Annotated in this window: 20 protein-coding genes; 10 read left to right on the top strand and 10 right to left on the bottom strand. The window is 73.3% G+C overall.

Annotated features, from left to right (window positions below):
- Positions 1-5: 5 nt before the first annotated feature.
- Complete coding sequence (locus BJP25_RS29480; RefSeq protein WP_075978252.1) at positions 6-545, bottom strand: GNAT family N-acetyltransferase; 540 nt, start codon at positions 543-545, stop codon at positions 6-8.
- Between the two features lie 91 nt (positions 546-636).
- A complete protein-coding gene (locus tag BJP25_RS29475; RefSeq protein ID WP_143219370.1) occupies positions 637-1170 on the bottom strand; it encodes a hypothetical protein in 534 nt (177 codons plus the stop codon).
- 112 nt (positions 1171-1282) lie between these two features.
- Here BJP25_RS29475 and BJP25_RS29470 point away from each other — a divergent pair, with 112 nt between their 5' ends.
- On the top strand, positions 1283-2173 hold the full coding sequence (locus BJP25_RS29470) for a class I SAM-dependent methyltransferase (RefSeq protein ID WP_075978250.1): 891 nt from the start codon (positions 1283-1285) through the stop codon (positions 2171-2173).
- Here BJP25_RS29470 and BJP25_RS29465 read toward each other — a convergent pair.
- Complete coding sequence (locus BJP25_RS29465) at positions 2124-4109, bottom strand: thioredoxin domain-containing protein (protein ID WP_075978249.1); 1986 nt, start codon at positions 4107-4109, stop codon at positions 2124-2126. The genes BJP25_RS29470 and BJP25_RS29465 overlap by 50 nt on opposite strands.
- Before the next feature lie 57 nt (positions 4110-4166).
- Here BJP25_RS29465 and BJP25_RS29460 point away from each other — a divergent pair, with 57 nt between their 5' ends.
- Positions 4167-5549 carry a 3' terminal RNA ribose 2'-O-methyltransferase Hen1 gene (locus BJP25_RS29460; protein ID WP_075978248.1) on the top strand — a complete coding sequence of 461 codons (1383 nt, stop codon included), beginning with the start codon at positions 4167-4169 and terminating at the stop codon, positions 5547-5549.
- Positions 5549-8056 (top strand): polynucleotide kinase-phosphatase, encoded by a 2508-nt coding sequence (locus BJP25_RS29455; RefSeq protein WP_075978247.1) that lies wholly within the window; start codon positions 5549-5551, stop codon positions 8054-8056. Before BJP25_RS29460 ends, BJP25_RS29455 begins: the two co-directional genes overlap by 1 nt.
- A 40-nt stretch (positions 8057-8096) precedes the next feature.
- Here the strand turns inward: BJP25_RS29455 and BJP25_RS29450 are convergent, their stop codons facing one another.
- Both BJP25_RS29450 and mca read right to left on the bottom strand, forming a co-directional pair.
- A complete protein-coding gene (locus BJP25_RS29450; RefSeq protein WP_408607231.1) occupies positions 8097-8420 on the bottom strand; it encodes a hypothetical protein in 324 nt (107 codons plus the stop codon).
- Positions 8417-9298 (bottom strand): mycothiol conjugate amidase Mca, encoded by an 882-nt coding sequence (gene mca / locus BJP25_RS29445; protein WP_075978246.1) that lies wholly within the window; start codon positions 9296-9298, stop codon positions 8417-8419. The genes BJP25_RS29450 and mca overlap by 4 nt, the downstream gene beginning before the upstream one ends.
- Before the next feature lie 120 nt (positions 9299-9418).
- On the opposite strand from mca, the gene BJP25_RS29440 reads away from it, so the two are divergent.
- Together BJP25_RS29440 and greA are read left to right on the top strand one after the other, a co-directional pair.
- A complete protein-coding gene (locus BJP25_RS29440; RefSeq protein WP_075978245.1) occupies positions 9419-9859 on the top strand; it encodes a DUF4307 domain-containing protein in 441 nt (146 codons plus the stop codon).
- A 155-nt stretch (positions 9860-10014) separates the two neighbouring features.
- Positions 10015-10509, top strand: a complete 495-nt coding sequence (gene greA / locus BJP25_RS29435) for a transcription elongation factor GreA (protein ID WP_075978244.1) — start codon at positions 10015-10017, stop codon at positions 10507-10509.
- Between the two features lie 64 nt (positions 10510-10573).
- Here greA and BJP25_RS29430 read toward each other — a convergent pair whose 3' ends face one another.
- Entirely contained in the window at positions 10574-11032 is a 459-nt protein-coding gene (locus BJP25_RS29430) for an Lrp/AsnC family transcriptional regulator (RefSeq protein ID WP_456318649.1), read from the bottom strand.
- Between the two features lie 158 nt (positions 11033-11190).
- Between BJP25_RS29430 and hppD the strand changes: the two genes are divergently transcribed.
- Positions 11191-12360: a 4-hydroxyphenylpyruvate dioxygenase gene (hppD, locus tag BJP25_RS29425; protein WP_075978242.1), complete on the top strand. Its 1170-nt coding sequence runs from the start codon at positions 11191-11193 to the stop codon at positions 12358-12360.
- A 275-nt stretch (positions 12361-12635) separates the two neighbouring features.
- On the top strand, positions 12636-12914 hold the full coding sequence (locus tag BJP25_RS29420) for a hypothetical protein (protein WP_075978241.1): 279 nt from the start codon (positions 12636-12638) through the stop codon (positions 12912-12914).
- Positions 12915-13710: 796 nt separating this feature from the next.
- On the opposite strand, the gene BJP25_RS29415 is transcribed toward BJP25_RS29420, so the two are convergent.
- The 3 genes from BJP25_RS29415 to BJP25_RS29405 all read right to left on the bottom strand — a co-directional run bounded on the left by BJP25_RS29415 (position 13711) and on the right by BJP25_RS29405 (position 17757).
- Positions 13711-14868, bottom strand: coding sequence for a cystathionine gamma-synthase (locus BJP25_RS29415; RefSeq protein WP_075978240.1), 1158 nt, complete (start codon positions 14866-14868; stop codon positions 13711-13713).
- A 131-nt stretch (positions 14869-14999) separates the two neighbouring features.
- Positions 15000-16250 (bottom strand): hypothetical protein, encoded by a 1251-nt coding sequence (locus BJP25_RS35135; RefSeq protein ID WP_075978239.1) that lies wholly within the window; start codon positions 16248-16250, stop codon positions 15000-15002.
- A 130-nt stretch (positions 16251-16380) separates the two neighbouring features.
- The gene (locus BJP25_RS29405) at positions 16381-17757 is read right to left on the bottom strand and encodes a cystathionine beta-synthase (protein ID WP_075978238.1); all 1377 of its coding nucleotides are present in this window, start codon (positions 17755-17757) and stop codon (positions 16381-16383) included.
- 155 nt (positions 17758-17912) lie between these two features.
- Between BJP25_RS29405 and BJP25_RS29400 the strand changes: the two genes are divergently transcribed.
- Together BJP25_RS29400 and BJP25_RS29395 are read left to right on the top strand one after the other, a co-directional pair.
- A complete protein-coding gene (locus BJP25_RS29400; protein WP_075978237.1) occupies positions 17913-18728 on the top strand; it encodes an SGNH/GDSL hydrolase family protein in 816 nt (271 codons plus the stop codon).
- 95 nt (positions 18729-18823) lie between these two features.
- Positions 18824-20044, top strand: a complete 1221-nt coding sequence (locus tag BJP25_RS29395; RefSeq protein ID WP_075978236.1) for an acetyl-CoA C-acetyltransferase — start codon at positions 18824-18826, stop codon at positions 20042-20044.
- Between the two features lie 396 nt (positions 20045-20440).
- Here the strand turns inward: BJP25_RS29395 and BJP25_RS29390 are convergent, their stop codons facing one another.
- Positions 20441-21247 (bottom strand): Bax inhibitor-1/YccA family protein, encoded by an 807-nt coding sequence (locus BJP25_RS29390; RefSeq protein WP_075978235.1) that lies wholly within the window; start codon positions 21245-21247, stop codon positions 20441-20443.
- Between the two features lie 430 nt (positions 21248-21677).
- On the opposite strand from BJP25_RS29390, the gene BJP25_RS29385 reads away from it, so the two are divergent.
- Positions 21678-23132: a SpaA isopeptide-forming pilin-related protein gene (locus BJP25_RS29385; protein ID WP_075978234.1), complete on the top strand. Its 1455-nt coding sequence runs from the start codon at positions 21678-21680 to the stop codon at positions 23130-23132.
- Positions 23133-23143 lie beyond the last annotated feature (11 nt).

Raw genomic sequence — 23143 nt, 5'->3', positions numbered from 1 at the left:
GGGCACTAGTCGGGGCGGTGGCGGTCGAGCTTGGGTTCGAGCAGGTCCATGACGACGACGTCGTGCCACTGGCCCGCGCGGCGGAAGGCCTCGCGGGTGGTGCCGACCTCCCGGAAGCCCACGCGCCGGTAGAGGCGGCGGGCGTCGGTGTTGGCGGCGACCACGGTGAGCTGGATGGAGTGCAGGCGCAGTTCGTCGAAGCCGTAGGCGCAGAGCAGCCGCATGGCCTCGGCGGCGTTGCCCCGGCCCCAGGCGTCCTTCTCACCGAGGTAGATGTCGAGCTCGGCGCGGCCGAAGCGGGGGTCGGCGCCGTGCAGGGCGCAGACGCCGATGAGGCGGTCGTCGGCGAGCTGGCGGATGCCCAGCATGACCCGCTCGTAGGTGTTGGGGCCGCGCTCGGCGAAGCGCTTGCGCAGCTCGGCCAGGGACTCGGGGAAACGCTCGGTGAGCCAGCGGGTGACGTCGGGGTCGTTGTGCCAGCGCCACAGCGCGTCGACGTCCTCCGGCTCCAGCGGGCGGAGCCGGACCTTGCCTCCGGTGATCATCGTCGCCTCCCCTCCGCGTCCCAGACTGGCCGGGGCGCGGAGGACGGGCAACCGGTGGGACCGGCCCGCGACGGCGGACGTGGGCGGGCGGTCAGGCGTCGGGGCCCTGGGTGCGCAGGTCGTCGACCTTGGACAGGGCGCTGCGCAGCTCACCGAGCCACTCCTCGGCGTGCTTGCCGACGAGGCGGACGGCCCAGGCGAGGGCGTCGGAGCGGGAGCGGGCGACGCCCGCGTCGACGAGGGTGTCGAGGACCTGGCGCTCCGGCTGGCGCAGGCGGGTCATGACCGGGGCGGCGAGGTGGGTGAACAGCTCCTCGGTGCCGCCCTGGCGCACGCCCCAGGCGACCTTGCGCTGGTAGCGGTGCTCGGCCTGGCGGGCGATCTCGATGCGCTGCTCGCGGGTCTCCTCCCGGAACCGGGCGATCCGGCCGGCCTCGGCGGCCGCTCTGGCCGCGTCGTCGGGGAACTCGTCGGGCAGGTCGGGCAGGGTGCCCAGGACGGTGATCTCCTCGCGGTCGGTGATGACCTCGGTGGCGGTGAACCACCCCTCGGGCAGCCGCCCGGTGAACCACGCCGCGGCGTCGGCGGCGGAGGGCTGCTCGGTCTGGGTCCAGTGCTTGCGCATGCTCGACTCCTTGATTACATGATTACCTTGCATCCGACGTTACGTCGCTACCGCCGCTGCGGCGACCGAATTCGCTGGCAGGTGAATCCCGGGCCCCCTACGGTCGGGCAGCGTGATCCACGAAGACCCCCGCGCGTACCTGCTGGCGGTGGAGGGCGCGGCCCTGCTGCGCTCGTTCACCGGGCACCACGACGCCGCCTTCGTCGCGGCCCGGCTCGCGGAGGTGCGCGCGGTCCTGGACCTGCCCGCCACCCCCGTCGACGTGGCCCGCGCGTCCGCCGCCGAGGGCTACCGGATCTGGGCCGCGGCCTACGACGGCGAGGACAACAGCGCCTTCCTCCTCGACACCCCGGTCCTGGCCGAGGTCCTGGACACCCTCACCCCCGCCGCGGCGGTCGACGCGGGCGCGGGCACCGGTCGGGTGACCCGCCTGCTCCTCGACCGCGGCTGGGCGGTGACCGCCGTCGACCCGTCCCCGGAGATGCTCGCCCACAACCCGGCCCCCACCGCCCTCGGGGAGGTGCGCGCGCTCCCGCTCCCGGACGCCTCGACCGACCTGGTGACCTGCGCCCTGGCCCTGACGCACGTGGAGTCCCTGGTGCCCGCCTTCACCGAGTTCGCCCGCGTGCTGCGACCGGGCGGGAGCCTGCTGGTGTCGGACGTCCACCCGGAGGCCGTCGCCCGCGGCTCGGTCCCCCCGGTGCGCGGCGAGGGCGGTCGGCCGATGCGGCTGCCCGCGTTCGAGCACCTGGTGGGCGACTACGTCAGGGCGGGGCTGGGCGTCGGGTTGCAGGTCGCGCGCCTGGAGGAACTGCGCACGCCCGTGCCCGTGGCGGACGCCGCGCAGGAGTACGGCCCGTGGGACGTGTGGCCGTGGAGCCTGGCGGCGATGGTCCCGGAGGCCGCCGCCGCGGCGTTCGGGAACCGGCCGTCGATGCTCATCGGCCACTGGGTCAAAGACCCCGGGTCAACGCGGAGCGCAACTCCTCACCATCAGCGGTAGGCCGGTCGCACACGTAGCCCCGGCACACGTAAGCAGCGGGCGATCCGCCGATCAACGGCCGGTCCACGAGCAGCGGAGCCGACCCGGGCTCCCCCGCCACCACCACTCCCCCGCCCGGCACGACGGCCCGCGCGACCGCGGCCAACTCCCCGCCGCCTGCCACCGCCACCTGCACGGGGCCCGTCGCGGCGGCCTCCGCCACCGACAGCCAGTGCCCGGCGAACCGGGGCGCCCGAGCGGCGAGCAGCCCGTTGCGCGCGATGGCGGACGCCGCGGCCTCCTGGTACCCGGCCGACTTCTCCGGCCCCGCCAGCACCGAGGCGGTCAGCAGGGCCCCGGCCAACGCCGAAGCCCCCGAGGGCGTCGCGTTGTCCCCCGGGTCACCCGGGCGCCAGATCAACGGGTCCGCGTCCAACGCCGTGTCGTGGTAGCTGCCCGGTTCCCCACCCGCGAACAGCACCACCGCCGTGTCCAGCAACGCGCACGCCGCGTCCAGCCAGCCCACTTCCGCCGTCGCCTGGTGCAGCGACAGCAACCCGTCGGCCAGGCACGCGTAGTCCTCCAGCACGCCCGCGGGCGCGCCCACCCGCCCGTCCCGCGACACGCGGCGCAGCCTGCCGTCGACCAGGTGCCGGTCCAGGACGTGCGCCGCGCACAGCGACGCCGCGTCCACCCAGGACGGCTCACCCAGGGCGGCGCCCGCCTCCGCCAGGGCCGCGACCGCCAGCCCGTTCCACGCCGTGACGACCTTGTCGTCGCGCGCGGGCTGCGGCCGCTGCGCGCGCGCCGCCAAGAGCCGCCCGCGCACCGGCTCCCAGCGCCCGTCGAACTCCCCCACCCGCCGCAGGGTCGACGCGCCGCCCTCGACGTTGCCCACCGCCGTCACGCCCAGCACCGACGCCGCCCACACCCCGTCGTCCGGCCCCAGCGCCTCCACCAGCTGCGCGGGCGTCCAGACGTAGGTGGACCCCTCGACCCCGGCGGCATCCGCGTCCAGGGAGGACGCGAAGGCGTTGCCCACCCGCAGGTCGTCCAGCAGGAACCGCGCCGTGTCGGCGGCGACCTCGCGGTACCGGGCGGAACCGGTGCGGCGGGCCAGGTGGCCGTAGAGGCGGAGCAGGAGGGCGTTGTCGTACAACATCTTCTCGAAGTGCGGCACCGCCCAGCCCGCGTCCGTGCTGTAGCGGGCGAACCCCCCGGCCAGCTGGTCGTTCAGGCCGCCGTCCGCCATCGCGGTGGCGGTGTGCTCGACGAGGGAGAGCGCCTCGCGGGACCCGGTGCGCTCGTGGTGGCGCAGCAGGAACTCCAGCACCATCGTGGGCGGGAACTTCGGCGCCCCGCCGAACCCGCCGTGGGTGCGGTCGTACTCGCCGAGCAGCGACGCCGCCGCGCCGTCCAGCGCCGTGCCGTCCACAGGGGACGGATCCAGCGGGGCCGTCTCGGCGCGCAGCTGCTCGACGACCAGCGCCCCGGCCTGGCGGACCTCCGCGTCGCGGGACGACCACGCCTCGTGCACCGCCACCAGCAGCTGGGTGAACGAGGGGAACCCGGGGCGCGGCGCGGGCGGGTAGTAGGTGCCGCAGTGGAACGGCTCGGCCGCCGGGGTGAGGAAGCAGGTCATCGGCCACCCGCCCTGGCCGGTCATCGCCTGGGTGGCGGTCATGTAGACGGCGTCGACGTCGGGCCGCTCCTCGCGGTCGACCTTCACGCACACGAAGCGCGCGTTCATCAGCGCGGCGACCTCGGGGTCCTCGAAGGACTCGTGCGCCATGACGTGGCACCAGTGGCAGGCGGCGTACCCGATGGAGAGCAGGACAGGGACGTCGCGGCGGGCGGCCTCGGCGAACGCGTCCTGCCCCCACTCCCACCAGTCGACGGGGTTGTCCGCGTGCTGCTGCAGGTAGGGGCTGGTGGACGCGCGCAACCTGTTGGGCATGCCCCCAGCGTCCCAAAACCCGTGGCCCGGGGCACGGCGGCGGTCCACACTTGTCCGGTGCTGCTCACCATGACGACCACCCACCGACCGGCGACCGACCTCGGGTTCCTGCTGTTCAAGCATCCCGACAAGGCGCAGTCGTTCGGCACGGCGGGCGGGAGGGCGCACGTGTTCTACCCGCGCGCCGACGAGGCGGCCTGCACGGCCGCGCTGCTGGTGGAGGTCGACCCGGTGGCGCTGGTGCGCGGCCCCGCGGCGACGCTGGACCAGTACGTCAACGACCGCCCCTACGCGGCGGGGTCGATGCTCGCGGTGGCGCTGCGGCACGTGTTCCGCACGGCCATGACCGGCCGCTGCGACGCCCGACCGGAGCTGGCCGCGACCGCCATCCCGCTGCGGGTGCACCTGCCCGCGGTGGCCTGCCGCGGCGGCGGGCGGGCGCGGGAGCTGTTCGAGCCGCTGGGCTGGGCGGTCGCGGCGACCCCGGTGCCGCTGGACCCGGCGTTCCCGGAGTGGGGCGACGCGCCGCACCTGGACCTGGTGCTCACCGGCGAGCACCGGGTGGCCGACGCGCTGCGCCAGCTCTACGTGCTGCTGCCGGTGCTCGACGGCGCCAAGCACTACCGGCTCGCCGACGACGAGGTGGACAAGCTGCTCGCCGCGGGCGCGGACTGGCTGCCGGGCCACCCGCTCAGGGAGCAGATCACCCGCCGCTACCTGGCGCACCGGCCGCGGCTGGTGGCCGCCGCGCTGGGCAGGTTGGCCGAGCTGGACAACAGCCCCGCCGAGGAGCTGGACGACGCGGCGGCCGAGGCCGAGTCGGCGGCGCCGGACCGGGAACCGCTGGCGCACGCCAGGGTGCGGGCGGTGCTGGCCGCGCTGCAGGAGGTCGGCGCCCGGCGGGTGCTCGACCTCGGCTGCGGCGGCGGGGCCCTGCTGCGCGCGCTGGCCGCCGACCCGACCTTCACCGAGGTCGTCGGCACGGACGTGGCCGCGGGGGCGGTGGCCATCGCCGCGCGCCGGGTCGACCGGTTGCCCGACCGGGTGCGCGCGCGGGTGTCGGTGCGCCAGTCCTCGCTGACCTACGCCGACCCGTCGCTGACCGGGTACGACGCCGCGGTGCTGATGGAGGTCGTCGAGCACGTCGACCTGAGCAGGCACCGGGCGCTGGAGCAGGCGGTGTTCGGCGTCGCCCGGCCCCGGCACGTCGTCGTCACCACCCCCAACGTCGAGCACAACGCGCTGTTCGAGACCCTGCCCGCCGGGCACCTGCGCCACCGCGACCACCGGTTCGAGTGGACGCGCGCGCAGTTCCGGGAGTGGGCGGACGGGGTGTGCGCGCGGATGGGCTACACCGCGCGGTTCCTGCCCGTCGGCCCCGAGGACCCGGTGCACGGCCCGCCGACGCAGCTGGCCATCTTCTCGCTGGTGGAGGGCTGATGGAGATCACGATCCCGGACATGGCGCTGGTGGTGCTGGTGGGCGCCTCCGGCTCGGGCAAGTCCACCTTCGCCCGCGAGCGCTTCCTGCCCACGCAGGTGCTCTCCAGCGACTACTTCCGCGGCCTGGTCAGCGACGACGAGAACGACCAGGCGGCCTCCGGCGACGCCTTCGACGTCCTGCACTACGTCGTGGGCAAGCGCTTGCGCAACGGACTCGTCACCGTCGTCGACGCGACCAACGTGCAGCGGGAGGTGCGCGCGGAGCTGCTGGCGCTGGCCAAGGAGCACCACGTGCTGCCGATCGCGGTGGTGCTCGACGTGCCGGAGCGGGTGTGCCTGGAGCGCAACGCGGCCCGACCCGACCGCGACTTCGGCCCGCACGTGGTGCGCAGGCACCTCACCCAGCTGCGCAAGTCGCTGCCGAACCTGCACCGCGAGGGCTTCCGCCGCGTGTTCCACCTGCGCGGCCCGGAGGAGATCGCGGCCGCCACCATCGGCTACGAGCGGCTGCGCAACGACCTGCGGCACGAGACCGGCCCGTTCGACGTCATCGGTGACGTGCACGGCTGCCGGGCCGAGCTGGAGGAGCTGCTCGACGAGCTGGGCTACCGGGTCGAGCGCGACGACCACGGCCGAGCGACCGGCGCCGCGCACCCGGCGGGCCGCCGGGCGGTGTTCGTCGGGGACCTCGTCGACCGCGGCCCGGACACCCCCGGCGTGCTGCGCCTGGCGATGGGCATGGTCGAGGCGGGCACGGCGTTCGCGGTGTGCGGCAACCACGAGCAGAAGCTGGTGCGCGCGCTCAACGGCCGCAAGGTCACCACCTCCCACGGCCTCGCGGAGTCCCTGGAGCAGCTGGCGGCCGAGGGCCCGGAGTTCACCCAGCGCGCCCGCGCGTTCTGCGACGGCCTCATCGCCCACTACGTCCTCGACGGCGGGCGGCTGGTGGTCGCGCACGCGGGCCTGCCCGAGCACTACCACCGCCGCGCGTCGGGCAAGGTGCGCAGCTTCGCGCTCTACGGCGACACCACGGGCGAGACCGACGAGTACGGGCTGCCGGTGCGCTACCCGTGGGCGGAGGACTACCGCGGCCGGGCGATGGTCCTCTACGGGCACACCCCCACCCCCGAGGCGGAGTGGGTGAACAACACCATGTGCCTGGACACGGGTGTGGTGTTCGGCGGCAAGCTGACCGCACTGCGCTACCCCGAGCGGCAGGTGGTGTCGGTCCCGGCGCACCAGACCTGGTACGAGCCGGTGAAGCCGCTGGCGGTCGCCCGGCACGCCCCGCGCGGGCTCGCCCTGGACGACGTGCTGGGCAGGCGCGCGGTGGAGACCTCGTCGCTCGGCCTGGTCACCGTGCGCGGCGACCAGGCCGCGGCGGCGCTGGAGGTGATGAGCCGGTTCGCGGTGGACCCGCGGTGGCTGCTCTACCTGCCGCCGACCATGGCGCCCACCGACACCGCCGACTCCGGCGACGTCCTGGAGCACCCGGCGAGCGCGTTCGCGGCGCTGTTCTCCCGCGGCGTGCCGGAGGTCGTGTGCGAGGAGAAGCACATGGGTTCCCGGGCGGTCGTCCTGGTGACCCGGGACGCCGCCGTGGCGCCCCGCCGGTTCGACATCGAGGGCGACGGCGCCGTGCACACCCGCACGGGCAGGCCGTTCTTCGGCCCCGAGCTGACCGCCGAGCTGCTGGCGCGGGTGCGCGCGGCGGTGGCGGCGGCGGGCCTGTGGGAGTCGCTGGGCACCGACTGGCTGCTGCTCGACGCCGAGCTGGTGCCGTGGAACGCCAAGGCCCAGGAGCTGATCAACGGCCAGTACGCGGCCGTCGGCGCCGCAGGTGCCGCCGTGCTGCCCGCGGCGGTGTCGGAGCTGTCGGCCGCCGCCGCCCGCGGGGTCGACGTGGGCGACCTGCTCGCGCGCACGGCGCTGCGCTCGGACAACGTCGGCGCCTTCCGCGACGCCTACCGCCGCTACTGCGCGCCGACGTCCGGTTTGGACGGTGTGCGGCTGGCCCCGTTCCAGGTGCTGGCGTCCGAGGGCCGCAGCTACGCCCGCGAACCGCACCTGTGGCACCTGTCCGTCGCCGACCAGCTGTGCGCGGCGGACCCGCTGTTCGCGCCCACCCGCAGGCTGGTGGTGGCGCCCGGCTCGGTGGACGAGGGCGTGGCGTGGTGGGAGGCGCTGGTGGCCGCGGGCGGGGAGGGGATGGTCGTCAAGCCCGCGGCCAACCTCACCGGGTCCGGGCGCGAGCTGGTGCAGCCGGGGATCAAGGTCCGCGGGCCGGAGTACCTGCGGCTCATCTACGGCCCGGACTACCTCCAGCACCTGCCGCGGCTGCGCAAGCGCAACCTCGGCCACAAGTGCTCCCTGGCCCTGCGCGAGTACGCCCTCGGCCTGGAAGCGCTCGACCGGGCCGCGGCGGGCGAACCCCTGTGGCGGGTGCACGAGTGCGTGTTCGCCGTGCTGGCCATGGAGTCCGAACCGGTGGACCCGCGGCTGTGAGACCGGGGCCGTGAGACCGGGGTTGTGCGGCCCGGCCCGGTCAGGGCTTGGTGTCGGGGGTGGGGGACGGCGCGCCGTCGGCGTCGTCCACCGCCCCCGCGTCCTCGCCCGCCGGCTTGTCGTCGAACGACTCGGGCAGGCGCTTGAGGTGCTTGGTCATGGACCGGATCAGGAACGCGACCGCGATGAAGAACAGCACCAGGATGAGGAAGCCCAGCGGGGAGGACTTGCCGAAGTCCTCCCCCTGCCCGCCGGGGTCGGCGGGCCCGGGCGGCGGGGCGACGCTGGTCTGGGCCAGGTGCAGCGAGGCGTCCGGGGCGGGCACCGCGGCGTCGAGGGCGGTGTCGAGGGGGGAGCTGGTCACAACGCGGCCTTCTCGCGCAGCCCGGAGAACAGGTCGTCCTCGGGCAGGGTGCTGTCGACCAGGGAGCGGACCAGCTCGTACTCCTCGACCGGCCACACCTGGCGCTGGATGTCCAGCGGCACGGCGAACCACCGGCTGTTCGGGTCGATCTGGGTGGCGTGGGCCAGCAGCGCGGCGTCGCGGACCTCGAAGTACTCCGCGCACTCGACCTTGGTGGTGACCCGGTCGGCGTTGTCGCCGCGCGAGGCGTCCCAGTTCTTCAGCCACTCCTCGTAGGGCGACTCCAGGCCCGCGGCCAGCAGCGCCTCGTGGATGGCCACCAGGCGCTGGCGGGAGAAGCCGTGCGAGTAGTACAGCTTGAGCGCCTGCCACGGCTCCCCCAGCTCGGGGTGCTGGTCGGGGTCGGCGGCGGCGTCGAAGGCCGCGACGGACACCTCGTGGCAGCGGATGTGGTCAGGGTGCGGGTAGCCGCCGTTCTCGTCGTAGGTGATCACCACGTGCGGGCGGAACGCGCGGATCTCGCGGACCAGCGGCGGCACCGACTCCGCCAGCGGCACCAGCGCGAAGCAGCCCTCGGGCAGCGGCGGCTTGGGGTCGCCCTCGGGCAGGCCCGAGTCGACGAAGCCCAGCCAGCGGTGCTCGACGCCGAGGATCTCGGCGGCCTTGGCCATCTCCTGCCTGCGCACGGCCGGGATGTCGGCGGTCACCTCGGGGCGGTCCATCGCCGGGTTGAGGATGTCGCCGCGCTCCCCGCCGGTGCAGGTGACGACCATGACCTCGTGGCCCTCGGCGACGTACTTGGCCATGGTGGCCGCGCCCTTGGACGACTCGTCGTCGGGGTGGGCGTGCACCGCCATCAACCGCAGCTTCTCCGCCATCGACTCTCCCGGCCCCCTCGTGGTCTGTGCTCCCGCGCGCGGCGGATACTCGATGGGCAACCACCGCGCGGGTCCCATTGTTCCCGCCGCCAGGACCGGCACCGGCAGGAGGCCCCCCGTATGACCACGGCAGCCCGGCAGGTCCCCGAGGGCCGCTACGGCACGCCCCGGGGCAGGCTCTCCCGGCCCGCGGTGGTGGCGCTGGTCGCCGCGGGGTTGGTGGTCGGCGGCGGGGTCACGTGGGTGGCCTACCGCAACCTGGGGTCCGCGCCGATCGAGGCGGAGCGGGCGACGTTCGCGAACCTGCCGGGCAACCGGATGGAGTTCGCCTTCGACGTCACCCGCCGCACCCCGGAGCAGGCCGCGGTGTGCGTGGTGCGCACCCGCGGGATCGACGGGCAGGAGGGCGGCCGCAAGGAGGTCTACGTGCCGCCGGGCAGCTCCCCGACCCGGGTGTCGACCGTCATCACCAGCGGGACCGAGCCGGTGACCGCGGACGTGTTCGGCTGCTCTTACCAGGTGCCCGCATACCTGTCCACGCAGCGGCCGCCATCGGGGTGAACTCCGCGCCCGACGGGCCGGAAACGGACTTTTCGGACGTTTTAGCACGGGTGTTCGTGGTATTCTCGACTACCGGCACGGCCCCTAGGAGGGCCGTGTTTTTCACATCCCGGGTGTGTTCTGCCCGGGGACTGCCCTGGTACGACGAGGAGTTGGTGACCGTGAGCGACACCCAGGTGACCTGGCTGACCCAGGAGGCCTACAACCGGCTCAAGAGCGAGCTCGACGAGCTCATCGAGAACCGCCCGGTCATCGCGCAGAAGATCAACACCTCCCGCGAGGAGGGTGACCTCAAGGAGAACGGCGGCTACCACGCCGCCCGCGAGGAGCAGGGCCAGCAGGAGGCCCGCATCCGCCACCTGCAGGAGCTGCTGCGCGGCGCCAAGGTCGGCGAGACCCCCGCCGCCAACGGCATCGCGGGCCCGGGCATGGTGCTCACCGTCCGCTACGAGGGCGACGACGAGGACGAGACCTTCCTGCTGGCCACCCGCGAGGAGGGCGGCGAGGGCGCCATCGAGGTCTACTCGCCGGAGTCCCCCCTGGGCAAGGCCCTGCTGGGCGCCAAGGAGGGCGAGACCCGCGAGTACGAGCTGCCCAACGGCAAGACCCAGAAGGTCACCCTGAACAAGGCCGAGCCCTACTCGGGCTGACCCCCACGGCTCACCGAGACCCCCGCCCGGAGCACCGGGCGGGGGTCTCGCGCGTGCCCACCCCTCAGCGCAGCACCCGCTCCAGCAGCGGGCGCACCCGCGGCGCCACCGGGGTCGACAGGGCGATCGAGGTCGAGGTGCGGCGCACCCACTCGATCTCCACCACCTGATCGATCACCCGCTGCAGGTCGTCGTTGTCCCTGGCCACCACGCGGATGAGCAGGTCGCCCTCGCCGGTGGTCGCGTGCACCTCGCACACCTCCGGGATCTCCCCCAGCCTGGCCGTCACCGGGGCCCGCTTGCCCTGGGCGATCTCCAGCACGGCGAACGCGGTCAGCCCGTAGCCCATCGCGGCGAGGTCGAGCGCGGGCGGGAACCCGGTCAGCACCCCGCGCTCCTCCAGCCGGTCCATCCGCGCCTGCACCGTGCCCCGGGCCACCCCCAGCCGCCGGGAGCACTCCAGCACGCCCAGGCGCGGCTCGTCGGTCAGCAACAGCAGCAGGCGCGCATCCAGTGCATCCACCACGAACCTCCTGAACAGACTGCCCACCCTGCCCGGCGGGGACGGGTCAAGACCCTACAACCTGCACAGGCGAAATCGCATCCCTTGCACAAGCTGCCCTGGCGGCCGCACGCTGGGTCCACCGACACCGGAGAGGGAGGATCGCCGTGACCCGTGCGATGGACGAGGTGAGCTTCGACCAGCTGCGCCAGCTCGTGGGGCTCGTCGAGTACGACGAGAGCCGCGACCCCTTCCCGGTCAAGGCCATGGACGCGGTCGTGTTCGTGGTGGGCAACGCCACCCAGACCGCGCTGTTCTACCAGGCCGCGTTCGGGATGAACCTGGTCGCCTACTCCGGCCCGGAGACCGGCAACCGCGACCACAAGTCGTTCGTGCTGACCTCCGGCGGCGCCCGGTTCGTCATCTCCGGCGGGGTCGACCCGTCCTCCCCGCTGCTCGACCACCACCGCGCCCACGGCGACGGCATCACCGACCTCGCCCTGGAGGTCGCCGACGTCGACAAGTGCGTCGCCCACGCCCGCGCGCAGGGCGCCACCGTCCTCGACGAGCCGCACGAGGTCTCCGACGAGCACGGCACCGTCCGGGTGGCCGCCATCGCCACCTACGGCAAGACCCGGCACACCCTGGTCGACCGCTCCCGCTACCACGGCCCCTACCTGCCCGGCTACGTCGCCAGGCAGGGCACCCTCCAGCGCCCCGCCGACGCCCCCAAGCGCCTCTTCCAGGCCATCGACCACTGCGTCGGCAACGTCGAGCTGGGCAAGATGGACTACTGGGTGGACTGGTACAACCGCGTCATGGGCTTCGTGAACATGGCGGAGTTCGTCGGCGACGACATCGCCACCGAGTACTCGGCGCTGATGAGCAAGGTCGTCTCCAACGGCAACCACCGGGTCAAGTTCCCGCTCAACGAGCCCGCCATCGCCCAGAAGAAGTCCCAGATCGACGAGTACCTGGAGTTCTACGGCGGCCCCGGCTGCCAGCACATCGCGCTGGCCACCAACGACATCATCGCCACCGTCCGCGCCATGCGCGCCGCGGGCGTCGAGTTCCTCGACGTCCCCGACTCCTACTACGAGGACCCCGAGCTGCGCGCCCGCATCGGCCAGGTCCGCGTCCCCATCGAGGTCCTCAAGGAGAACGCCATCCTCGTCGACCGCGACGAGGACGGCTACCTCCTCCAGATCTTCACCAAGCCCGTCGGCGACCGCCCCACCGTCTTCTACGAGATGATCGAGCGCCACGGCTCCCTCGGCTTCGGCAAGGGCAACTTCAAGGCCCTCTTCGAGGCCATCGAGCGCGAGCAGGACCGCCGCGGCAACCTCTGACGTCCCTGAAGCTGTGGGGCGGGCCCGCGGGTCCGCCCCACAGCCGTGCCCGGGTTCCCGTGCTGGTGGCTGCGCTCACGCCGATCAGCCCCTCCGGCTCCCCAACCGCGCAATTCAGCACCCCTGACCCGAACAACTGTCACCGCTTGCCAAGAACCAGCCCCCGCCCGTCTCCCCAGGCAGAACGGCACCCCCGTCTCAGCCCGTCCTCAGGTGCCCCAACCAACCGGGGAGTAGGCTGCTCGACGGAGGCCGAACCACACCGGGAGATCACAATGGCACGCGGCACGCGCTCGACGGGGGCAGTGGCCGTCGCCTCCGCAGCCGCCGCCGCCCTCACCCTCGCCGCCGTCGCCTTCTTCACCGTCTCCAGCGCAGGCTGCGCCGACGCGGGCGAATACGTCCAGCGCGGCCCCGACATCGAACTCGTCGGCAGCTGCCTCGACACCCAAGACCTCCCGGCCGCCCCCCAACCCCCCGCGGCCCCCGACCACCACGCCCCGGCGGGCGACCCCGGCTCCGGCATAGACCGCATCCGCCAGGTCAGCCCCTAGCCACCCCCAGCCTCCCCATTCCCCGGGGAGGCTGCTTTGTCGGTGGGCCCCACTACTCTCCCGATCAGCACTTCCCAACACCCCCAAGATTCACTCGACCGGGTTGTGGACAACCGCTCCGACGGCCCATTTCCTGTCGGTCCCCATCGTTAAGCTAGAGCAATAGGAACGGCGCGCGGGGGCGGACCTCCACCCCTCACCCGCCACCCCACCCACACCACCACGGACCCATCCCGACCCGCCATTCCCCACCCGGAACTGGAAACGCACGCGCGCGGCGTGCTCGGCCCACTCGGCTCTCCCGAGCCGATGATGCTCAACCAAGCGGACGTCAGGCGTTGCGGTCGCAGGCGCAACAGACGCACCGAGCGGACAGGTCCGAAGTGGACCGGCTGCTTACCGCTGGCGCACGGACAATCAGACCGGAACTCCTGGGCATGGCCAGCGTCGGACCAGCCCTCACCCGTGCCCGGCCTCGTGCCGCACCCGGGTCCGCAACAACGGCGCTGGACCGCAGCAGTCGAGCCCGCAACAACGGCGCCGGGCCGAAGCAGTGCGCGAACTCCAACCCGCGCCAGAAGCGACCAGCCGAACTGGCGCCGAACCTGAGCCCTGCGCCGACAGCACCCAACCGAACCAGCGAGCGAACCCAAGCCCGCACCAGCAAGGACCCGGCCGAATCAGAAACGGATCCGAGCCCACTTCGGCCGAACCAGCGTGCCGGGACCGCAGCGAGCGCAGGAACCCCGGCAGCCGGGCATGAGCCGGCTGCCGGGGCGGGGGACGACCGGGCAGGTCAGTCGAGGGCCTGGAGGAGGTCCTGGACCAGGTCGGTGGGGTCTTCGATGCCGACGGAGGCGCGGATGACGTCCGGGGGGACCTGGAGGGGGGAGCCCGCGGCGCTGGCGTGGGTCATCTTGCCGGGGTGCTCGATGAGGGATTCGATGCCGCCGAGGGATTCGGCGAGGGTGAAGAGCTTGGTGCGGCTGACGACGTCGAGGGCGGCTTGTTCGCCGCCGTCGACGGCGAAGGAGACCATGCCGCCGAAGCGGCGCATCTGCTTGGCGGCGATCTCGTGGCCGGGGTGGTCGGGGAGGCCGGGGTAGTAGACGCGGGTGACGCGGGGGTGGGTGGTGAGGGCCTCGACGACGCGTTCGGCGTTGTCGCTGTGGCGCTCCATGCGCAGGGCGAGGGTCTTGGCGCCGCGCAGGACGAGCCAGGAGTCGAAGGGGCCGGGGACGGCGCCGGAGGCGTTGCGGAGGAAGGCGAAGGCGTCGTTGAGCTCGTCGTCGGAGGTGATGAGGGCGCCGCCGACGACGTCGGAGTGGCCGCCGAGGTACTTGGTGGTGGAGTGCAGGACGACGTCGGCGCCCAGGCCGAGGGGGGATTGCAGGTACGGGGTGGCGAAGGTGTTGTCGATGACGAGCTTCGCGCCCGCCTCGGCGGCGACGGTGGCCAGGCCCGCGATGTCGGTGATGCCCAGCAGCGGGTTGGTCGGGGTCTCGGCCCAGATGACCCGGGTGGTGGGGCGGACCGCGGCGCGGGTGGCGGCGAGGTCGGCGAGGTCGACGGCGGTGTGCTCGACGCCCCAGAGCTTGAGGACCTTGTCGAGCAGGCGGAAGGTGCCGCCGTAGGCGTCGTTGCCGAGGATGACGTGGTCGCCGGGGCGGGTCAGGCTGCGCAGGGCGACGTCGGCGGCGGCCATGCCGGAGGCGAAGGCGAGGCCGTGGCGGCCGCCCTCCAGGGAGGCCAGGGCCTGCTCCAGGGCGGTGCGGGTGGGGTTGGCCGACCGCGAGTACTCGTAGCCGCCGTCGCGCAGCCCGCCGACGCCGTCCTGGGCGAAGGTGGAGGTGGCGTAGATGGGGACGATCACCGACCCGGTGCGGGGGTCGGGTTCCTGACCGGCGTGGATGGCCCGGGTCTCGAACCCCCAGCGCGACGTGTCATCAGCCATGTGATCCAGGTTAGAGGGTACGCCGGTGCTGTCCACAATCCGGGATTCATCCCACTATGGGGAATAGGGGTGGGAACGCCGCAGGCCCCGACCAGCGTGCGGTCGGGGCCTGCGGGGGTCGTTCTAGGTCATCAGGAGGGCCACTGCTGCTGCGGCGGCTGCTGCTGACCGCCCGCGGGCGGCTGGCCGTAGGGGCCGGGCTGCTGCGGGGGCTGGCCGTAGGGGCCCGGCTGCTGCGGCTGGCCGTACTGGCCGGGCTGCTGCTGCGGGGGCTGGCCGTAGGGGCCGGGCTGCTGGGGCTGGCCGTACGGGTTCTGCGGCTGGCCGTACGGGTTGTGCTGCTGCTGGCCGAAGCCACCGGGGCCGCCCTGGCCGGGGCCGCCGCCGGAGCCGCTGAAGCCGCCCATGGGCTCGTTGGCGGAGATGAACGGCTTGGTCTGCGGGAAGAACCACAGGGCACCGGCGGCCGCGATGAGCAGGCCGAACACCAGGATCGTGGTGACGCTGCCGAGGAAGGTGTAGGAGATGCCCAGGATGATCGACAGCAGCAGCATCGCGCCACCGCCGCCGACGACGAGCAGGTGCCCGTAGTTGGTCTTCTTCATGAACAGCAGCACCGCGCCCGCGATGGCCGCGGCGGAGGCGAGCAGCAGCACGATGGCGATGATGACGCTGAGCGCGCTGGCGCCGCTGCTGTCGCTGGAGTACTGGCTGACCGCGTCGACGCACGCCGCGCGCAACTCCGGTTCGATGGTGTCGCAGCGATCGGCCGGGTCGTAGGAGGCCGCGCTGATCGCCGCGGACAGCGCGATGATCGACAGGATGAGGCTGACCAGGCCGAGCAGCGCGACGCTGCCCTGGATGATCGTGGCGATCAGGCCGGGGTTGGTGGCCTGGGCCTCCCTCGCCACGGCTCCGGCGGGCTGGCCGAAGCCGCCCTGGGGCTGGCCATACGGGTTCTGCGGCTGGCCGTACGCGCCGGGCTGGCCGTAGCCGGGCGGCGGGGGCGGCTGCTGGCCGTAGCCGGGCTGGGGCTGGCCGTAGGGGTTCTGCGGCTGCCCGAACCCGCCCGCGGGCGAGTCGGTGGCGCTCGGCGGCGGGGCGTAGGGCGGCGACTGGGGGACGCTGCCCGGCGGCACCATCTGGGTGGCGTCGGTGCCCGAGCCGGACCCGCCGGTCTGGCCGGGGCGCACCACCTGGGTCTTGTCGGCCGAGTCGTCCTGGCCGGGGGCGGGCTGGCCCGGGCGGATGGCCTGGGTGCGCTCGACGCCGTCGGCCCCGGCGGTGTCGCCGGGCGGAGCGGTGTACTCAGGACCGGACTGCCCCGGATCCTGGGGTTGACCGCCCTGCCACGGCGGATTGGGCGGCTGGGGAGCGCTCATCGGGTTTCCCACCCCTTGTGACCTGGAACATCGGACTGTCTGATCGTTAACGCTATCGGATGGGCCGTCCGGGTGCCCGCTCCACCGCGAACGCCACGCTGGGTGTTCGCGCTGGGGCGGGCCGGGGCGGTCACCGCCCGGCGAGGAAGCCGAGCAGGTCTTGCCTGGTCACCACGCCGGCGGGCTTGCCGTCGTCGAGGACGAGGGCGGCGTCGGCGGCGGCGAGGGCGGCCATGGCCGAGTCGACGCTCTCGCCCGCGCCGATGGTGGGCAGCGGGTCGCCCATGTGCCGGTCGAGGGTGTCGGCGAGCGCGGCCTTGCCGGCGAACAGCGCGTCGAGCAGGTCCTTCTCGTTGACCGCGCCGACGACCTCGGCGGCCATGACCGGGGGTTCGGCGTTGACGACGGGCATCTGGCTGACGCCGTACTCGCGCAGGATGGCCACCGCGTCGGCGACGGTCTCGGTGGGGTGGCCGTGGATGAAGTCGGGCAGGGCGTTGCCCCTGCCCTTGCCGCGCAGCACGTCGCCGATGGTGGCGCCGGAGTGCGCGGGCGGCAGGAAGCCGTACTGGGTCATCCACGGGTCGCTGAAGACCTTGGACAGGTAGCCGCGGCCGCCGTCGGGCAGCAGGACGACGACCACGTCGTCGGGGCCGAGGCGCTCGGCCAGGCGCAGCGCGGCGGCGGCGGCCATGCCGCAGGAGCCGCCGACGAGCAGGCCCTCCTCGCGGGCGAGGCGGCGGGTGGTCTCGAAAGACTCGCGGTCGCTGACGGCGATGATCTCGTCGGCGACCTCCTTGTCGTAGGTGGTCGGCCAGAAGTCCTCGCCGACGCCCTCGACCAGGTAGGGGCGCCCGGAGCCGCCGGAGTACACCGAGCCCTCGGGGTCGGCGCCGATGACCTGGACCTTCCCGCCGGAGACCTCCTTGAGGTAGCGGCCGGTGCCGGAGATGGTGCCGCCGGTGCCGACGCCCGCGACGAAGTGGGTGATGCGGCCGCCGGTCTGCTCCCACAGCTCGGGGCCGGTGGAGTGGTAGTGGCTGGCCGGGTTCTCCGGGTTGGCGTACTGGTTGGGCTTCCAGGCGCCCTCGATCTCGCGGACGAGCCGGTCGGAGACGTTGTAGTAGGAGTCCGGGTGCTCGGGGGCGACGGAGGTGGGGCAGACCACGACCTCGGCGCCGTAGGCCTTGAGGACGTTGCGCTTGTCCTCGCTGACCTTGTCCGGGCAGACGAACACGCACTTGTAGCCGCGGCGCTGGGCGACCAGGGCCAGGCCGACGCCGGTGTTGCCCGAGGTGGGCTCGACGATGGTGCCGCCGGGGCGCAGTTCGCCGGAGCGCTCGGCCGCCTCGACCATGCGCAGGGCGATGCGGTCCTTGACGCTGCCGCCGGGGTTGAAGTACTCGACCTTGGCGAGCACCGTGGGCCGCAGCCCCGCCGCCATCGAGTTCAGCTTGACCAGGGGGGTGTTGCCCACCAGGTCGATGACGTGCTCGGCGTAGTCCACCGGTTCCTCCTGTGCTGTGCTACACGGCGCGGACCTGCGGACACCCTATCCGCAGCGGGCGCGGGACACCCCCGGGACGGGGTTGGGGGTAACGCGGAACCGCGGACGGGGGCTATACGTCAGGACAGGACACCCGGCACGGGAGGGGGAGGGCCATGGGCGGGCTGAGCGGTCTCCGGGCGCTGGCGCTGGCGGCGTGCTCGGTGGGTGGGTTGTCCGGTGCGGCGTACTCCTTGTTGAACAGCCAGTCGCGGCAGGCGCGGTCGGTGATCGGGACGCCGGTGGACGCGCCGTTGAACGCCGACGGGTTCTACCTGCCGGACGGGTCGGGGCCGTTCCCGCTGGCGGAGGCGCGGGACCTGCTGACCCTGGCGGTGCTGGGCGATTCGAGCGCGGCGGGGTTGGGGGCGGAGGTGCCGGAGGCGCTGCCGGGGGTGCGGTTGGCGCGCGGGTTGGCGGAGGAGTCGGGCAGGCCGGTGCGGTTGTCGACGCACGCGGTGAGCGGTGCGCGCACCACGGGCCTGGAGGCGCAGGTCGACGAGGTGCTGCTGGCGCCGCCCGCGACCGCGGTGGTGATCGTGGGCGGCAACGACGTGACCGCCAGGATGGGGGTGCACACCTCGGCGGCGCTGCTGGCCGAGCAGGTGCGGCGGCTGCTGGCGGCGGGGACGGCCGTGGTGGTGGGCACGTGCCCGGACCTGGGGGCGGTGATGCCGATCCCGCAGCCGCTGCGGACGGTGGCCCGGCGGTGGAGCCTGGCGCTGGCCAGGGCGCAGGCGCGGGAGCTGGCGGGGACGGGGGCGACGTCGGTGCCGCTGGCGGCGCTGCTGTCGCCGCACTTCCTGGCCCGCCCGCAGGACCTGTTCAGCGATGACCGGTTCCACCCGAACGGGGCGGGGTACGCGCTGGCGGCGGAGGTGCTGCTGGCGCCGGTGTGCGCGGCGTCGGGGGTGTTCCGCGGCCGGTCGTGACCCGTTCGGCGGACGGGACGCGCACCACACCCACCAGGCGGTTACCTGCGAGTAACATCGCGGTCGTCGAGGACCCCCGTCGAACGGAGCACGCCATGCCAGAGGCCGTCATCGTCGCCACCGCCCGCTCCCCGATCGGGCGCGCGGGCAAGGGGTCGCTGGTGGGCGTGCGCCCCGACGACCTGGCCGCGCAGATGGTCAAGGCCGCCCTGGCCAAGGTGCCGGAGCTGGACCCGACCGAGATCGACGACCTGATGCTGGGCTGCGGCCTGCCCGGCGGTGAGCAGGGGTTCAACCTGGGGCGGATCGTGGCGGTGCTGGCGGGCTTCGACCACCTGCCCGGGTGCACCGTGACCCGCTACTGCGCCTCGTCGCTGCAGACGACCAGGATGGCCCTGCACGCGATCAAGGCCGGTGAGGGCGAGGTGTTCATCTCCGCGGGCGTGGAGTCGGTGTCGAGCTTCGCCCGGGGCAGCTCCGACTCCTGGCCGGACACCCAGAACCCGCTGTTCGACGACGCCGTGGCGCGCACCGCCGCGACCGCGCAGCAGGCCACCGACGAGTGGCACGACCCGCGCGAGGACGGGCTGCTGCCCGACGCCTACATCGCCATGGGGCAGACCGCGGAGAACCTGGCCCGGTACAAGGACGTCTCCCGCGAGGAGATGGACCGCTTCGGCGTGCGCTCGCAGAACCTGGCCGAGGAGGCCATCGCGAAGGGCTTCTGGGAGCGCGAGATCACCCCGGTGACCCTGCCGGACGGCACCGTGGTGTCGGCCGACGACGGCCCGCGGCCGGGGGTCACCTACGAGAAGACGGCCTCGCTCAAGCCGGTGTTCCGCCCCGACGGCCGCATCACCGCGGGCAACGCCTGCCCGCTCAACGACGGCGCCGCCGCCCTGGTCGTCATGTCCGACACCAAGGCCAAGCAACTGGGCCTGACCCCGCTGGCGCGGATCGTCGCGACCGGCGTGTCCGGGCTGTCGCCGGAGATCATGGGCTACGGCCCGGTCGAGGCCTCGCAGCGGGCGCTGGAGCTGGCGGGCATGTCCATCGGCGACATCGACCTGGTGGAGATCAACGAGGCGTTCGCCGCGCAGGTCATCCCGTCCGCGCGCGACCTGGGCATCCCCGAGGACAAGCTCAACGTCAACGGCGGCGCCATCGCGGTGGGCCACCCGTTCGGCATGACCGGCGCCCGCATCGCCACCACGCTGATCAACGGCCTCCAGTGGCACGACAAGCAGTTCGGCCTGGAGACCATGTGCGTCGGCGGCGGCCAGGGCATGGCGATGATCCTGGAGCGCCTGAGCTGACCCGCGGCACGACCAGCGGCCCCGTCCCCGACCCGGGGGCGGGGCCGTCTCACGTCCGCGGCTTCCCCACCTCGACCACCACGGGACCGAGCACCTGCACGAGGTGCGCAGTGGCGCCGGTGTGGGATTGCGGCGGCGACCTGTGCGTCGCGCAGTGCCGCCACGCGCGCCTCAACCTGCTGGAGCGCGTCGGGGTTGGTGAGCCCGAACTCGTCGCCGTAGCGGCGCGAAGTCAGGGGCGGCCGGACCGCCCCACGGCCACGCGGAGACCCGGTACTGCTCGCTGAGTACACGCTGCTCGGAGGTGGTGCTGAGCCACCTCCGGGCCCCGGACGTGAAACAGGGCGTTCGGCCGATGCCGAACGCCCTGCCCCGGGAAGCGGTGCCCGTCGTGCGTCAGTCGCTGGACTGGAACATGTAGAGCAGCCGCAGGATCTCCAGGTAGAGCCACACCAGGGTGGTCATCAGGCCGAACGCCACGTACCAGGCGTACTTGGCCGGGGTGCCCTGGCGGATCATCTGGTCCGCCTGGTCGAAGTCGAGCAGGAAGTTGAAGGCCGCGATGCCGATGAACAGCAGGCTGATGCCCACCGCCAGCGGGGTGGCCTCGTTGCTGCGCAGGCCCAGGTCCACGCCGAACAGCGACAGGACCAGGTTCACCAGGATCAGGCCAGCGGCACCGGCGGTGGCGCCGATGATCCACTTGGTCAGGCGGGGGGTGACCTTGACCGCACCGGTCTTGTAGACGACCAGCATGGCGCCGAAGACCAGGAACGTGCCGAGGATGGCCTGGATGGCGATGCCGGGGACGAACGCCTCGAACACCCCGGTGATCGCGCCGAGGAACAGGCCCTCGGCCGCCGAGTAGCCCAGCACCAGTGCCGGGTTCGGGGTGCGCTTGAAGATGACGACCAGGGACAGCACGAGGCCCGCGATCAAGCCGATGATCATCGGCGGGTAGGGGCTGATCGAGCCGCCGAGCACCAGGACGGCGGTGATGGCGCCGACCACGAGCGCGGTGCCGAGGGTCAGCGCGGTCTTGGTGACCACGTCGTCCACGGTCATCGGGCGTTCCTGGGACACCGGCTGCTGGTAGCCGCCGAACCCGGGCCCGCCCTGGTGGTAGCCGGGCTGAGTCTGGAAGCCCGCGTATCCGCCGGTGTTCGGCAGGTTGCGGAACGCGGGGTTGCTGCTAGAACGCACCTGTTCCTCCATAGGGGCCTTGCTGGCGCCTTCGACGGGAACAACGATCGCCGGTGCCATCCGGTTCCCGTTGGTAAAAGCCACTTTACCCACATCACACCCGGGGTGGCGGGGACCCGCCGGGTGCGGCCGGTGACCGCCACCCGGCCGCGGCGTACCCCGGTCGGGCGCACGCTGACCCGTCCGTGCCGTAACGCGGCCCACATCAGCGGCCTGACCAGCGGAAATGCGCCACCGACCGCCTGCCGAGTTCCCTCTGCCGGTGGATTGTGCCGATCAGGTGGAGGCAGCAAGGTGGTCGGCGGTGCGCTCCCCGTGTCCCCCGCCGACGCCCCAGTCGCGGGTGACTCCCCCGCGCGCGCCCGCTCTTCCCTGACGTCGAGCGCCGCGGCGTGCGCTGCCGGGGCGCGGCAAGGAGCCGATTCTCACCATGGGGCGATCCTCACTCGCCGCCCGGCTGATCGCGGGGGTGTCCGGCGCCGCCCTGCTCGCCGGTGCCGCCCTGGTCGCGGGCGCGCCTGCCGCCAGCGCCGCCATCCAGGAGGGCTTGGGCTACGCCACGTCCCCGGCCCAGCCGTACCAGGGCAACCCGGACCCGTCGGACTGGCTCGGCTCCTACGTCGTCAACGGCAAGCAGGTGTGGTGCGTGCAGTACGCGTTCCTCGCGCCCAACACCGACGAGCAGTACCGGCCCGGTGAGCCGCTGAAGACGAAGTGGGGCACGGACCTGCCCGCCGACGTCGCCGCGGACATCTCCTACCTGCTGCTGCGCTACACCAGCACCAAGAGCGCCGACGAGGCCGCCGCGCTGGCGCACCTGCTGCACAGCTGGACCGCGGCGCCGCAGAACCCGGGGCAGCTCACCCCGGACAACACCTTCCGCACGATCGCCTACGACGCCGCCTTCCACCTGCCGAAGCTGCCGCCGGGCGCGCAGCAGGCGGTGGACCGGCTCAAGGCCGACGCCACCGCCAACCACGGCCCGTGGACGACCAAGATCACCAAGCCGGCGCAGGCCCAGGTCATCGGCACCCCGGCCACCTGGACGGTCGAGGTGCGCAACGCCGCGGGCAAGGGCGTGGCCGCCGTGCCGGTGACGATCAAGCTCACCGACGCCACCGTCGGCGGCAAGTCCGAGGTGACCCTGCCCACCACCGCCGAGGGCGCGGGCATCGACCTGGCGGTCGTGCCGACCGGGGCGAACCCGTCGCTGTCGATCTCCCTGCTGAGCCCGGCCGACCGGCCGGTGGTGCAGCAGGCGGTGCAGCTCAACACGCAGCGCGTGGTGAGCACCGGCGGTGAGAAGCAGCTGACGGCGGTGGAGAAGACCACCGCGGTCACCGCCCCCGGCGCGGTCAAGGTCGCCAAGCTCGACGCCAAGACCGGGCAGGGCATCGCGGGCGTGCAGCTGCGGGTCACCGGCGCGGACAAGCAGGCCCCCGCCGTCGGCCAGGACGGCAAGCCGCTGGTGGGCGAGGACGGCAAGCCGCTGGTGGTGACCACCGGCGCCGACGGCACCGCCGACGTGCCGAACCTGAAGACCCCGCAGGACGTGTGCGTGACCGAGGTCGCCGCCGCGCCCGGCTACGAGCAGTCGTTCAGCCCCGAAGCACCCCCGGTGACCTGCGGCAAGCTCGAACCGGGCAAGACGCTGGCGGTGCAGCTGACGAACACGCCCAACACCCCCACCGTCCCGCGCGAGATCCCCGCGGGTGACGCGCCGGTGAGGACCGCCGCCGCGTCGGTGAGCGGGCCCTCCACCGGGCTGCTGGTGTCGCTGGGCGCGCTGCTGCTGCTGGCCGCGGGCGCCGGTGGCTTCCTGGTCAGGACCGCGCGGGGCAAGCGCGTGGTCAGCCGGAGCATGCGCCGCGACTGGGGGCACTGACCGCCGATGGC

Origin of the sequence: Actinokineospora bangkokensis, from assembly GCF_001940455.1 — a bacterium.
Taxonomy (GTDB): Bacteria; Actinomycetota; Actinomycetes; order Mycobacteriales; family Pseudonocardiaceae; genus Actinokineospora; species Actinokineospora bangkokensis.
This window is presented reverse-complemented; position numbering and strand designations above follow the sequence as displayed.